Origin of the sequence: Pusillimonas sp. ANT_WB101, from assembly GCF_008369125.1 — a bacterium.
Classification (GTDB): domain Bacteria; phylum Pseudomonadota; class Gammaproteobacteria; order Burkholderiales; family Burkholderiaceae_B; genus Allopusillimonas.
This window is the reverse complement of the sequence record NZ_VOAY01000001.1, coordinates 182,441-196,152: the sequence shown is the minus strand read 5'-3', so window position 1 is coordinate 196,152 and position 13,712 is coordinate 182,441. Positions and strand designations below refer to the sequence as shown.

10 protein-coding genes are annotated in these 13,712 nt (G+C 57.0%); 6 read left to right on the top strand and 4 right to left on the bottom strand.

Going from position 1 to position 13,712, the window contains the following annotated elements; genetic code table 11:
• The first annotated feature begins 104 nt into the window (after window positions 1-104).
• The 5 genes from mutS to cysG all read left to right on the top strand — a co-directional run bounded on the left by mutS (window position 105) and on the right by cysG (window position 9,193).
• Complete coding sequence (gene mutS / locus FQ179_RS00915; protein ID WP_255474779.1) at window positions 105-2,729, top strand: DNA mismatch repair protein MutS; 2,625 nt, start codon at window positions 105-107, stop codon at window positions 2,727-2,729.
• Window positions 2,730-2,817: 88 nt separating this feature from the next.
• Window positions 2,818-4,005: a cupin domain-containing protein gene (locus FQ179_RS00910; protein WP_149395402.1), complete on the top strand. Its 1,188-nt coding sequence runs from the start codon at window positions 2,818-2,820 to the stop codon at window positions 4,003-4,005.
• A 166-nt stretch (window positions 4,006-4,171) separates the two neighbouring features.
• A complete protein-coding gene (locus FQ179_RS00905) occupies window positions 4,172-5,971 on the top strand; it encodes an assimilatory sulfite reductase (NADPH) flavoprotein subunit (protein ID WP_149395401.1) in 1,800 nt (599 codons plus the stop codon).
• Between the two features lie 11 nt (window positions 5,972-5,982).
• Window positions 5,983-7,713, top strand: a complete 1,731-nt coding sequence (gene cysI, locus FQ179_RS00900) for an assimilatory sulfite reductase (NADPH) hemoprotein subunit (protein WP_149395400.1) — start codon at window positions 5,983-5,985, stop codon at window positions 7,711-7,713.
• Window positions 7,714-7,723: 10 nt separating this feature from the next.
• A complete protein-coding gene (gene cysG, locus FQ179_RS00895; protein WP_149395399.1) occupies window positions 7,724-9,193 on the top strand; it encodes a siroheme synthase CysG in 1,470 nt (489 codons plus the stop codon).
• Here cysG and bamC read toward each other — a convergent pair.
• The 4 genes from bamC to FQ179_RS00875 all read right to left on the bottom strand — a co-directional run bounded on the left by bamC (window position 9,177) and on the right by FQ179_RS00875 (window position 12,677).
• Window positions 9,177-10,289, bottom strand: a complete 1,113-nt coding sequence (gene bamC / locus FQ179_RS00890) for an outer membrane protein assembly factor BamC (protein WP_188074472.1) — start codon at window positions 10,287-10,289, stop codon at window positions 9,177-9,179. The genes cysG and bamC overlap by 17 nt on opposite strands.
• 15 nt (window positions 10,290-10,304) lie before the next feature.
• Entirely contained in the window at window positions 10,305-11,210 is a 906-nt protein-coding gene (gene dapA, locus FQ179_RS00885; protein ID WP_149395397.1) for a 4-hydroxy-tetrahydrodipicolinate synthase, read from the bottom strand.
• A 119-nt stretch (window positions 11,211-11,329) separates the two neighbouring features.
• Window positions 11,330-11,980, bottom strand: a complete 651-nt coding sequence (locus FQ179_RS00880; RefSeq protein WP_149395396.1) for a site-2 protease family protein — start codon at window positions 11,978-11,980, stop codon at window positions 11,330-11,332.
• A gap of 70 nt (window positions 11,981-12,050) precedes the next feature.
• A complete protein-coding gene (locus FQ179_RS00875; RefSeq protein WP_149395395.1) occupies window positions 12,051-12,677 on the bottom strand; it encodes an L-threonylcarbamoyladenylate synthase in 627 nt (208 codons plus the stop codon).
• A gap of 150 nt (window positions 12,678-12,827) precedes the next feature.
• Here FQ179_RS00875 and FQ179_RS00870 point away from each other — a divergent pair, with 150 nt between their 5' ends.
• Entirely contained in the window at window positions 12,828-13,685 is an 858-nt protein-coding gene (locus FQ179_RS00870; protein WP_149395394.1) for a neutral zinc metallopeptidase, read from the top strand.
• Window positions 13,686-13,712 lie beyond the last annotated feature (27 nt).

Sequence of the window (13,712 nt, the reverse complement as noted above, 5' to 3'; positions counted from 1 at the left end):
AGCGCACGCCAACCACTTGCGTGCCCAGCGCGTCACGACGCCTTGAACGCCCGCAGGCTGCTACAGCCTGCCACCATCAGCCCAAGTAACTCATTGATTTCTTAATGACAAACACCGATCTCAGTGCGCACACCCCCATGATGCAGCAATTCCTCAGGCTCAAGGCCGAGGCTGGCCCGCATCTGCTGTTTTATCGCATGGGTGACTTCTATGAAATGTTTTACGAAGACGCCGAGCGCGGTGCCAAACTGCTTAACCTCACGCTGACCAAGCGAGGTTCTTCGAACAGCGTGCCTATCCCCATGGCCGGGGTGCCAGTGCACTCCATGGAAGGCTACCTGGCCAAGCTGGTTGCGATGGGCGTGTCAGTGGCCATCTGTGAACAAATTGGTGACCCTGCCACCAGCAAAGGGCCTGTTGAGCGCAAAATTGTTCGCATTGTTACCCCCGGCACGCTCACCGACGATGCCCTGCTGCCGGCCAAGGCCGACCGCATCATTGCGGCGCTGTGGGTTACCCGCATTAACCGCACCGAGCGCGCGGGGCTGGCCTGGATGAATCTGGCAAACGGCGACTTCCGCGTGTGTGAATGCACGCCCGACATGCTCGACACCGAACTGCACCGCGTTGATCCTGCTGAACTGGTGTGTGCCGAAAGCGTCCGGCCTGCGTCACACGACGGCTTTGCCCTCAGCCCCGTGCCTGACTGGCACTTTGATACCGATGGCGCACGCGACGTACTGCAAAACCATTTCTCGGTCGATACGCTGGGTAGCTTCGGCTTAACTGATTTGCCTGCAGCCATGTGTGCAGCGGGTGCCCTGCTGCGCTATGTCAGCCGCACGCAAACACAGTCACTAACGCATATTCACACGATACAGGTCGATCATGCCGGTGAGTACGTGGTCATGGACCCCGTCACCCGAAAAAACCTGGAGCTTACCGAGACCATAGGCGGCGAAGCCAGCCCCACGCTGTTTTCCACGCTGGATCACTGTGAAACCCCCATGGGCAGCCGCTTGCTGCGGCGCTGGCTGCATCACCCACTGCGCGACAATCAACCTGCGCGTGAGCGCCAACAGGTTATTGCCGCCTTTCTTTCTGCCCCGCCTGACCGTGATGCGCTAAACGCCGAACCATCGCTCGACGTACTGCGCCGCATGCTTGATCGCTGCCCCGATCTTGAACGCATTGCCACGCGCATGGCCATGCGCACCGTACGACCGCGCGAACTGGCAAGCCTGCGCGACGCACTGGCCCAGTTACCCGAGCTCAGCCAGCATCTGAAACAGGCCTTTCCTTCTACACCGCAATTGGCGGGGTTTATTGAACGCATCGATATCGACCCCGCTATTACAGCGTTAATCCAAGCATCGATCGCCGAAGAACCCGCTCTGCTAATACGCGATGGTGGTGTTGTGGCCACGGGCTACGATGCAGAACTTGATGAGTTACGCCGCCTGGCAAGCGATAGCGGCGACTTCCTGGTCGAACTTGAGGCCCGCGAGCGTGAGCGCACCGGCATAGCCACACTGCGTGTTGAGTACAACCGCGTGCATGGGTTTTTCATCGAAGTGTCGCGTGCCCAGGCCGAAAAAGTACCCGCTGAATATCGCCGTCGCCAAACCCTGAAAAACGCCGAGCGTTTCATTACGCCTGAACTGAAAACCTGGGAAGACAAGGTACTATCCGCCAAAGACCGCAGCCTTAGTCGCGAAAAATGGCTATTCGAGAGCCTGCTTGAACAGTTTGCCGAATATGCCCAGCCTCTTTCGCTGTGTGCTTCGGCGCTGGCATCCATCGATGCTCTGGCTGCGCTTGCCGAGCATGCACGCAGCAATATTTGGGTAGCACCCGAGTTGGTCGACAGCGCAGACATCATGATCGAGGCAGGACGCCACCCGGTGGTTGAACACAGCATTGAGCAGTTCACACCCAACGATTGCGAACTGGGCCCCCAGCGCCGGATGCTGTTAATTACTGGCCCCAATATGGGTGGTAAATCAACCTATATGCGCCAGATTGCGCTCATCGCACTACTGGCTCGTGTGGGCAGCTTTGTGCCCGCCCGCGCTGCGCGCATCGGCCTTATAGATCGCATTTTCACGCGTATAGGGGCTGCTGACGACTTGGCGGGCGGGCGATCCACGTTCATGATGGAAATGACCGAAGCCGCCGCCATCCTTGCCGCCAGCACGCCACAAAGCCTGGTGTTAATGGATGAAATCGGGCGCGGCACGTCTACCTATGACGGGCTGGCGCTGGCATGGTCAATCGCTTACCGCTTGCTTACACATAACCAGGCGCTCACACTATTTGCCACCCATTACTTTGAAATTACACGACTGCCCGCTGAATCACCGGCGGCGGCCAACGTGCATCTGGCAGCGGCCGAGTCTTCAGCGGGCATTGTCTTTTTGCATGAGGTTCAGCCGGGCCCGGCCAGCCGCAGCTATGGCATACAGGTTGCACAGCGTGCAGGTATTCCGCCCGCAGTCATACGCCACGCCAGTCGTGAGTTGTCTCGCCTGGAGGCGCAGGGCGCGCCTACGCCCCAGCTTGACCTGTTTGCGGCACCCGCTGCCGAATCGCCTTCTGAGCCAGAAGCCGATGACGCTCGCATCGACGCCCTCGCCCTGCGTGACGCATTGAGCGATGTAGACCCCGACCAGCTCAGCCCGCGCGAAGCGCTTGAAGTACTGTACCGGCTACGCAACGAGTTTCTTTAACCTGTTGAAGCAACCGCCCATCCGCCCACTTCAGCTGCAAGACGAAGCGGTGCAGAACAACCGTAAATAATCTGGATTCGCCCACGCCATGGATATCAATCAGCCTCTCACCCTGTTGGGTGGCATTACGCCCAGCCAATTCATGCAAAAGTACTGGCAACGCAAGCCGCTGCTGATCCGTCAGGCCATCCCTGATTTCAAGCATACCCTGTCTATTGCTGACATCCGCAAGCTGGTACGGCGCGAAGAGGTCGAGTCACAGCTGGTCTGGCGTGAAGCGAACGTGTGGCAGATGAAGGCAGGCCCACATTCGCGCCTGCCTGCCGCTACCCAATCTGGCTGGACTTTACTTGCACAAAATGTAAGCCTTCACGATGACGCTACGGCCGCGCTAATGCATCAGTTTCGCTTTATTTCAGATGCCAGACTCGACGATGCCACGATTAGCATTGCCACCGACGGCGGTGGCGTGGGCCCGCATTTTGACAGCGCCGATGTTTTCTTGCTGCAAGCGCATGGCACGTGCCGTTGGCGCATCAGCCAGCAAAAGGGCCTATCACTCGAACCCGGTTTGCCTCTCAATATTTTGGCCAATTTCCAGCCCGACGAAGAGTACGTGATCGAGCCCGGCGATATGCTTTACCTGCCACCCCATGTAGCACAAGACGGCGTTGCGCTGGGCGACTCCATGACTATCTCTATCGGCTGTCGTGCACCGACCCAGGCCACACTGGCCTGCGGCTTGCTTGAAGCGGCCAACGACCAGATTATGGCTAACCTGGGAGCCCCAAAGGGCATGTATAGCTACCCCGTCATCAAAGGGCCAGAATTATCGGCCACCTATAAAGACCGTGGCATCGCGGCCACTGATGCTCCCGCATCCATGCCACAATCGTTGATCGACGCCACACTGGCGGCCATTAGCAAAGTACGCTTCGACAGCGCGTTGGCCTCGCGCTTTTTGGGCCAATGGCTAACCGATCTGCCCGAGAATGCCTACTTTGCGCCTGGCGATGACATCCCTGACATTACAGGCGGCTTACCCAAAACCGGCCGGATCACGCTAGACCGCTGCACCCGCATGATGTACCGCGAACGTGAACTGTTTATTAATGGTGAAGTCGCACCCGTCGGGGCCACCAAAACACTGCGTCAGTTGGCAGATGATCGTGAGCTGCCCTGTCATGCCCCGGCGTCGCGGCGGCTTTCTGAAGCAGAGCTGGAGACCCTGTTGGCGTGGCTGGACGATGGCTGGGCTCACTATCACGAAGACTGAAAACTCACCCTCAAACAATCAATAATATTCATATATATAATTAGAATTTCTTATGTATTTTCTCTAAATATACGGCCAGACGCTATATAGAAATAATAAAGCAGTCGTTTCGTCTGGCCCGTGTCATCCCTAGAATGATCAGATACTTATTCTTTATGAGTGTCCGATGCTTGCCCCTTCCTATCTTCCTCAATCCAAACACACGCTGATTTCCCAGCTGACCGACGGCCTCGAGCCCGGTGCGCTCAGCTGGCTCTCCGGCTATTTCGCTGGTGTTGCACAAGGTCAACGTGTTCCGCCCTTAGCCCAGGATCTGACGAGCGTTGCAGTCACGCCCGAAGCCGCAACGAGCCAGCGGCTGACCGTTCTGTACGGCAGCCAGACAGGCAATGCCAAACGTGTCGCCGAGTCGCTGACAGAACGCCTGAGCGATCAGGGCCTGGACGCGCGCCTGGTACGCGCCGACCGATATGCCGCTCGCGAACTCAAAGATGAACGCCTGCTGTACATTGTTATGAGCACGCAAGGCGATGGTGACCCGCCTGATGATGCATTGGCTTTTGTCGAATTTTTGAATAGCCGCCGTGCACCCAAACTGCCCCAACTCAAATACGCGGTGCTTGGCCTGGGTGATTCGAGCTATCCCTTCTTCTGTGGCATTGCGCAAAGCCTTGACCAGCGCCTCACCCAACTGGGCGCACAGCGATTACATGAAACCGGGCTGGCTGATCTGGATATCGACACCGTGGCCTTGCCCTGGCGAGATGCCGCCATCACACTGGCGCGACAAACGCTCACCCAGACTGAACCTCACAAAGCCAGCATTACCGCCCTGCGCCCGAAAACCGCCGTCGCGACACGCGAACATCCCTATCATGCCGAGCTTTTGCTTAACCAACGCGTCACAGGGCGAGACAGCCAAAAAGACATTCGCCACCTGGAGCTTTCACTGGAAGGCAGCCACATCAGCTACCAGCCCGGTGATGCTCTGGGCGTGTGGCCCACACAGTCACTAACGCTGGTTGAGCAGATCATCAAACAGCTTGACTTGGATAAGGACGAAGCCATCACGCTGGGCGACGTCACACACCCGCTTGGGGAGTGGCTACGCCATCACCGTGAACTGACCGTACTGACACGACCATTTCTGACAGTTCACGCACAGCGTTCAGGCAGCACAGAGCTGAGCGCCTTGCTTGAACCGGGCAATGCCGAGGCCTTGCGCAACCTGCTGAAAAACCGGCAATTAATCGATGTGCTGCAAACTTGGCCAGCCGCATGGACCGCCCACGACCTTGTCACCGCGCTGCGCCCGCTAACCCCGCGCATGTACTCCATTGCATCCAGTCGGCAGGCCGTTGACGATGAGGTTCACCTGACGCTGGCCCATGTGCATTACACCCGCGAAGATCAAGCGCGCTGGGGCGTCGCCTCGCATTTTCTGGCTGAGCTCGGCGAAGGCGAGACAGTACCCATATTTGTTGAAGAAAATGATCGCTTTCGGCTGCCCACAGATACTGCACGCGACATCATCATGATTGGCCCAGGAACCGGTATTGCCCCCTTTCGCGCATTCATACAGGAACGCAGTGCGGTGGGCGCGACCGGCCGCAATTGGCTGTTCTTTGGCAACCCCTGCTTCGATAGCGACTTTTTGTACCAAACCGAATGGCAGCGCGCCCTGCAAGAAGGCAGCCTGCACAGGCTAGACGTGGCCTTTTCGCGAGATCAGCCAGAAAAAATCTATGTGCAGCACCGCCTCCAGGAACACGCCCGCGAACTGTATGAATGGATACAGGGTGGTGCACATGTGTACGTTTGTGGCGACGCCACACGCATGGCCAAAGATGTGCAGCAAACACTGCTAAGCATTGCACAAGCGCAAGGCGGGCTTGACGCAGAACAGGCCAAGGCATGGCTGGATCAACTGGCAGCGCAAGGCCGCTATGCCCGTGACGTTTACTGATCAGGAACACAATGAGCAATACACTTTCTCCACTTGAAGACATCAAGCTAAAAAGCCGGCATCTGCGCGGAACCATCGAAGATGGTCTGGCCAACCCCCTGACCGGTGCCATCAGCGATGATGACACCAAGCTGCTTAAATTTCATGGCAGTTATATGCAAGACGATCGCGACATCCGTGACGAGCGTCGTCGACAAAAACTTGAGCCAGCCTACGCGTTCATGATCCGTGCGCGCCTGCCGGGCGGCGTGGTCACCCCGCAGCAGTGGCTGGCCTTCGATGACATAGCACGCACTTATGCATCCAGAGGCCTACGCATTACGACACGCCAGACGTTTCAATGGCATGGCATCATCAAGCGCCGCCTCAAGGCGACCATGCAAGACATCAACAAAACCATGGCCACCACGATAGCGGCCTGCGGCGACATCAACAGGCAGGTTGTTTGCTCGGTAAACCCCTTGCTATCAAACCAGCACGCCTTGGTACAGAAATGGGCGCAAGCACTTTCTGATCACTTTATTCCGCGCACCCGCGCCTATCATGAGATATGGCTCGATGGCGAAAAAATTACCGATGAGCCCGAGCACGAACCTATTTACGGCGACACGTACCTACCGCGCAAATTCAAGATTGGCATCGCCCTGCCCCCCTTTAATGATATTGATGTGTTTGCGCAGGATCTTGGACTTATTGCCATTATCGAAAAGGGTGTGCTGCAAGGCTTTAACGTTACCATCGGTGGCGGCATGGGTGCCACGCACGGCGATCCAAGCACCTACCCGCGCCTGGGTAGCCTGATCGGGTTTGTGCCTCCAGAGCAAGTGATAGCAGTAGCCGAAGCTGTCGTCACGCTACAGCGCGACTACGGCAATCGCGTGGAGCGCCAGCACGCGCGTCTTAAGTACACGATCGACAGCAAAGGGCTGGACTGGTTTGCAGAGCAGATCGAAGCCCGTTCAGGCATTACGTTGCAAGCGCTGCGCCCGTATCACTTCGAGCATAATGGCGATCGCTACGGCTGGCATCAAGGCGAAGATGGCCAGTGGCATCTGGGCCTATATATTGATGCAGGCCGGCTGTGGGACACTGAAGAAAGCCAGCTACAAACAGGGGTGCGCGAGATCGCCAAAATACTCAAGGGCGAGTTTCGCATGACCTGTAATCAAAACCTGGTCATTGCCAATGTGCACGCGCAAGACCGCAACACTATCGACAGCCTGGTGCACGACTATGGGCTGGACGGTTATAAATCTTACAGCGGCATACGTCGCTTTAGCATAGCCTGCGTCGCCCTGCCCACTTGCGGCCTGGCCATGGCAGAAAGTGAGCGCTATGCGCCCGTGTTACTGCCAAAACTCGAATCCATGCTTGATCGCCACGGCCTGCTGCATGAGCCCATTGTGCTGCGCATTTCAGGTTGCCCAAATGGGTGTTCACGCCCTTATCTGGGAGAGATTGCATTGGTGGGCCGCGCAATCGGACGCTACGACCTGCGACTGGGTGCCGACTTTACCGGCGAGCGACTTAATACCTTGTACCGTGAAAACATGGACGAAGTGGGTATTTTGGAGGCACTTGATACGCTGTTTGAAAAATGGGCTTCAGAGCGCGAATCAGACGAAAAATTTGGGGATTTCCTCATCCGCCAGGGCACTCTTGCTGCACCTTCGCAGCAGCTTATACCTATTGTGCTCGACCGTAACGCTACACACATGCCGCGTGTTGTGGCACGAAGTTAAACAAGACATCATGAAACTGTTCCCCCTATTTGCCGATCTACGCGGCCGGCGCGTGCTGGTGGTTGGCGGTGGTGCCGTCGCCGAGCGCAAAGTCAAAAGCCTGCTTTCCTCAGAAGCACGAGTGACTGTGGGTTCACCCACGCTGACCGACACCTTGCGCACCCATGCACAACAGCATCAAATCGATTACGTCCAAGGCTACTTCGAACCAAAATGGCTTGAAGCCGCATGGCTGGTGATTGCGGCCACCGATAATCGTGAGCTTAACCACCACATCGCAGCACTTGCCGCCAACCGCCGACTGTTTATCAATGTGGTCGACGACCCCGCTCTGTCGACATTTCAGGTGCCCTCCATCGTTGACCGCGCACCGCTCACCATTGCCATATCATCAGCAGGCCATGCACCGGTGCTGGCGCGCCGCGTGCGCGAACGCATCGAAAGCCTGTTCGATCACAGCATAGGCTCACTGGTCTCGCTGGCTGCACGTTACCGACCGTCTATCCGCAAAGCCCGGCCCGATCTGCGCCAACGCCGCGAATTTTACGACTGGCTGCTCGATGGGCCTGTAAGTGCAGCCTTGCGCCAGCAGCAACCACAACAGGCAGAGCAGCTGCTTATGACGGCCCTATCTGAACCACTGGCATCACCGCAAGGCCGCGTAATACTGGTAGGCGCCGGCCCCGGTGACCCTGGTCTGTTAACCCTGAACGCCTTGCGCGCGCTCAACGAGGCGGATGTCATTTTGTATGATCGCCTGGTGAGCCCGGCGATTCTGGATCTAGCCAGACGCGACGCCGTACAGATAGAGGTGGGCAAAAACCTTGGCGAAAACCATGATTACACTCAGGCTCGCATTCATGCTTTGATGCTAAGCCATGCCCGCCAAGGCCAGCTCGTGGCCAGGGTAAAAGGTGGCGACGCCTTCGTGTTTGGGCGCGGCGGAGAAGAGCTGGAGTTTTTACGTGAGCACGATGTGCCCTACGAAGTTGTGCCCGGCGTGACTGCCGCGCTGGCTTGTGCAGCCTATGCAGGCATACCTCTGACACATCGCGATTACGCCCAGTCTGTACGGCTGGCCACCGCCCACTGCCGCCAGGACACGTTGCCCGACGAACTGGCTTCAATGCTGCATGAAAAACAGACACTTGCGTTTTACATGGCGGTAAGCCAGCTTGAATGGCTGGAGCAAGAACTGCTAAAGCATGGAAAACCGGGCAACACACCATTTGCCATTATCGAGAATGGCACACGCCCTGAACAACGCGTGTTGCACGGCAAGCTTGAAGGAATGGCCGATGCCGCCCGCGAGCACCACATTGTGTCGCCTGCCATGGTGTTTATAGGAGAAGTTACGGCACTGGCACCAAAACTGGAATGGTTTGGTACCAGTGCCGCAGCAGGTGAAGCGGGTGAAGCAGACCTGCTGCATGAACCGGGTTCACGCAGCGAGGCCGACTGCCTTATTGCATGTGCGTAACCAGCACCGACATAATACGGCGGGCAGTGTCATTAGACTGTGGTTGCCCTTTATCGTCGAGTACTGACACCAGCGTGTTGCCGCCCTGGTCGCCGACGTGAATACGGTAAGTTGCAGCTTCGGCCGTATTTTTGCCGCCAAACAAACGACCGATAAAGTTTTGCTGCTCGATTTTTTCGCCAGAATCGCTGTCGAGATAACGTACGTAGTAGTCACCCGTTGAACGATCACGGTCTGTAACCTGGAAGCGTGCCGAGTCTATAGCCACACCAACACGACGCCACGCACGGTCAAAGGGCTCATTGAGCGAAATGGTGGCCTGATCGCCTGCCAGCTTAACCGCCTGCACCGCGTTAGGATCTTGTTCAGCTTGCGCTACCAGCGTCTGGGCGCGTTTTACATCAGTACCCAGATACACCACCAAACGTGCCAACATGGCGGCATTCAGGCCCGGATCTTCTTTGCCAAACACCCATTTGAATGTTGCACCATCAGGCGTGGGGGTTTCAACCATTTGCTGATGGCTAATGTACACCTCAGTTTTGCCGTTGACGCGCTCAAGACGAGTACGGAAGCGCTCACGCTCACCGCTGTCAAAGACCTGATCCAAAACAAAACCCAGTGCACTTCGAATCCAGCCTTCAGGAATTTTGGCGCGGTTTTCGGCCCAGTCGGTTTCCATCAAGCCAGCTTTTGGATCTTGCGACTGTATGGTAAAGCCCTGATCGCCCCAAAAATCGATCACTTTGGCGTATACCGCTTCGGCTGACTGATCAACGACCAGCCAACGCAGGTCGCCGTCGCGCATAACCGAGATGCCCGAACTTTGTGGCAACACACGGTCGCGATCGCTAATGCCTTGCTGCGCCTGTTGATTTTGTGCGTAATCGCTGAATGTTGCGGTACCTTCTGGTGCCTTGTAGCGTGCATCCTGGTTGGCCTGAGTCAGGTCAGGTGGAATGCTGAGAGGGTCGCCACGAACCGTGCTTTTGTAATCGACCGCTTCTTCACCGCCCGTAAGCTGGTTGAATGTGGAGCAACCTGACATCAACAGGAAGCTTAGCCCCACGGCCATGCTCGCGTAGTGTTTCTTCATGCGCGTAGTCACCATTTAAATTAAGCCTGCATCGTTCAACGAGGCGCGCACCAAGTCATGGTGCTGCTCGCTCAGAGGTGTTAAGGGTAAGCGATAGCCAAGTTGGGTAAGACCTAGCTGGGCCACTGCCCATTTGACGGGTATAGGGTTGGCTTCGACAAAAAGCACTTTGTTCAGCTGCGCCAACTGCGCGTTGAGCTTACGTACCTGCAGCGCATCGCCTGCGATGGCCGCCATGCACATGTCATGCATGAGACGGGGAGCCACGTTGGCAGTTACCGAGATGTTGCCGTGGCCGCCCAACAGCATGAGGGCGGCAGCAGTAGGGTCGTCACCGCTAAATACCTGGAAGCTTTCGGGCAGATCACGCAACAACAATACACAACGGCCCATGTCGCCTGTAGCTTCTTTAATGCCAACAATGCCAGGGACCTGCGCCAGCCTTACAACGGTATCGTGAGCCATGTCGGCAACCGTGCGGCCCGGGACGTTGTACAGAACCATCGGCAGTTCAACTGCTTCGGCAATGGTACGAAAATGCTGATACAGGCCCTCTTGGGTGGGCTTGTTGTAGTAAGGAACCACAGAAAGACCCGCCTGGGCACCCACCTCAAGCGCATGGCGCGAAAGATCTATAGCCTCTGATGTGGAATTGCCGCCCACACCAGCGATAACCGGCAGGCGCCCGGCCGCGTGCTCGACCGCAACGCGGATAAGTTCTGCATGCTCATCGACATCGACCGTAGGCGACTCACCCGTTGTGCCCACAACTACCAGGCCGTCGGTGCCTTCGGCAACATGCCAGTCGATAAGTTTTCGGTAGGCCTCGAAATCCAGGGTGCCATCGGGGTGCATTGGCGTAATGAGCGCCACAAGGCTTCCGCGAAACGTTGGAATGGCCGAATCCGTACTTGTTGACATGATAGGAATAATCTCCGTGAACTCACCGCGTGGGTGACTGCGCCTGAAAGGCCTAAATAATAATGTGAATCGGGTGGTTGGTCAGCTAACATGCAAGTTTACCGGATTCGTGGCCGTATTTATAAAAACCAGCCAACCACCAGCTGCCCGAGAGCCAGGAAAGGCTGCAATATGACCCACAAAGCCCCCGTAACCATAAGAACAATGACGATCAGCAGGCCATAGGGCTCAATACGGGAATACTGCCATGCCATGCGCGCGGGGAGCAGGCTGAACACAATACGGCCACCGTCCAGCGGCGGCAGCGGCACAAGGTTGAGCGCCATAAGAATAAGGTTGACCTGTATGCCGGCGATGCTCATCTGCACCCAGAATTCGCCCTGCATGGCGCCTGCTTCTGAAAGCAGACGCAGGCCGACCGCCCAGATAACAGCCATGATCAAGTTGGACGCAGGGCCCGCCAAGGCAACCCACAGCATATCGCGCTTGGGTCGGCGCAGCCGGCTCCAGTCGACCGGTACCGGCTTGGCCCAACCGAACAGCAAGCCGCCGCCACCCATAAACTTGGTGGCAAACAGCAGCACCAGAGGCACAACAATCGTGCCGACGGGGTCTATATGGCGTATTGGGTTAAGGCTAATGCGGCCAGCCTCGTAGGCCGTGGGGTCGCCAAACATGCGTGCAATATAGCCGTGGGCGGCCTCATGCAGCGTAATACCAAAGAGTACAGGCAGAGCGTAAACGGCAATTGTTTGTATCAGAGAATCCATAGGGGCTCGAAATTGCCACTACGACTGCAGCGGCCAGAAGGATAAGGCTGCAGCCTGGGGAAAAAGTTCGTCAATCGAGCCCTAAAGCGGAGAGATCGCCCAGACCGCGGCGTACGACTTCGGGTGCCGGGCCCGTCAAATCGATAACAGTAGTAGACATGAGTGGACATGCTCCGCCATCGATAACCGCCGCCAGCTCGTTGCCATAGCGTTCGAAAATAGCCTGCGCGTCGTTCAGGGCATCTTCTTCGCCTTGCGGGATAAGCGTGGTGGACATCAAGGGAGACCCAGCCGCCTCGATAAGCGCCAGCGTGACACGATGATTGGGCACGCGGATGCCTATGGTTTTACGAGATGGGTGGGACACGCGGCGAGGCACCTCTTTGGTTGCCTCGAGAATGAAGGTCCAGGGCCCTGGGGTGGCCATTTTGAGAAATCGGTATTGTCGGTTGTCTACCCGCGCGAAATGACCGATTTCGGCCAGATCGCGGCACAGCAGCGTAAGATGATGGCGATCATCAAGACCACGCAGCCTGCGCAACGCGTCGGCTGCCTGCTTGTCGTCAAGACGCGCTACAACGGCATAACTGGAATCGGTAGGCACGGCGACCAGCGCGCCATCGGCTAGCAGCTGACCAGCCTGCTTGAGCAGACGGGATTGCGGGTTTTCGGGATGTACAACGAATAGTTGGGCCATTTAACGTATCCTAACACTTTTATAAGGCAAGTTTACGGGTCAAACATCGCGCAGGCAAATAGAATAAGCTCTGCAACCCGTGCCGACCAGCCTTTGTTAAATGCTGTCGGCGTTCGCTAACCCTTTCATACTACAGCCTGCGAGATCATCATGCGTCTGGACAACTCACGCGAAAGCTCAAACATCGAAGACCGCCGAGGCCGCCGCATGCGCCTGGGTGGGCGCGGCGGAAAGATAGGCCTGGGCACCATCGTGCTGGCACTTGTTGCCATGTACTTTGGCATTGACCCCAGCGTTGTTCTGCAAAATACCACAGATCCCGGCAGCAGCTATGTCAGCGAAGAAGGCCAGCCGCCCCAGGCCACAGCCGAAACTCAGTTTGTTGCCAAGGTACTTGCCGAAACCGAAGACACCTGGACTGCCATCTTTAACGAAAAAGGCTGGGGAACCTACCCAGCACCGAAGCTGGTACTGTTTAACGGCGCCACACCCACCGCCTGTGGCACGGGGCAATCGGCCATGGGCCCATTTTATTGCCCCGCAGACAGCAAGGTATACCTGGACCTCAGCTTCTTCCAGCAAATGGAACAACAACTGAACTCACCGGGCGACTTTGCCCGCGCCTATGTAATAGCCCACGAAGTTGCCCACCACGTACAGCACGTACTCGGCATAACCGATCAAATTGAACACGCCCGCCAGCGCAGCGGTGGTTCAGCAGCCAACCAGCTCTCAGTTCGTACTGAGCTTCAGGCAGATTGCCTGGCAGGCGTATGGGGCAAATATTCTGACTCGCAGCGCAACATTCTCGAAGCCGGCGACATTGAGGAAGCCCTCAACGCCGCCTCCGCCATTGGTGACGATAGGCTTCAAAAAAAGGCACAAGGGTATGTTGTTCCCGACTCATTCACCCATGGCAGCTCTGCCCAGCGCGTTCGCTGGTTCAAGCAAGGCTTTGAGAGCGGCGACCCTGCACGTTGCGATACCTTCGGCGCATCAACCCTCTAATTAGTAAGGGCGGTGCATGCGCCGGGC

What these genes read in the sequence shown, in the direction of transcription:
- cysI (WP_149395400.1), top strand. Translation starts at nt 5,983, where the DNA reads ATGAGCAATACACTTTCTCCACTTGAAGACATCAAGCTAAAAAGCCGG.
- FQ179_RS00905 (WP_149395401.1), top strand. Translation starts at nt 4,172, where the DNA reads ATGCTTGCCCCTTCCTATCTTCCTCAATCCAAACACACGCTGATTTCC.
- bamC (WP_188074472.1), bottom strand. Translation starts at nt 10,289, where the DNA reads ATGAAGAAACACTACGCGAGCATGGCCGTGGGGCTAAGCTTCCTGTTG.
- FQ179_RS00880 (WP_149395396.1), bottom strand. Translation starts at nt 11,980, where the DNA reads ATGGATTCTCTGATACAAACAATTGCCGTTTACGCTCTGCCTGTACTC.
- FQ179_RS00870 (WP_149395394.1), top strand. Translation starts at nt 12,828, where the DNA reads ATGCGTCTGGACAACTCACGCGAAAGCTCAAACATCGAAGACCGCCGA.
- mutS (WP_255474779.1), top strand. Translation starts at nt 105, where the DNA reads ATGACAAACACCGATCTCAGTGCGCACACCCCCATGATGCAGCAATTC.
- cysG (WP_149395399.1), top strand. Translation starts at nt 7,724, where the DNA reads ATGAAACTGTTCCCCCTATTTGCCGATCTACGCGGCCGGCGCGTGCTG.
- FQ179_RS00875 (WP_149395395.1), bottom strand. Translation starts at nt 12,677, where the DNA reads ATGGCCCAACTATTCGTTGTACATCCCGAAAACCCGCAATCCCGTCTG.
- dapA (WP_149395397.1), bottom strand. Translation starts at nt 11,210, where the DNA reads ATGTCAACAAGTACGGATTCGGCCATTCCAACGTTTCGCGGAAGCCTT.
- FQ179_RS00910 (WP_149395402.1), top strand. Translation starts at nt 2,818, where the DNA reads ATGGATATCAATCAGCCTCTCACCCTGTTGGGTGGCATTACGCCCAGC.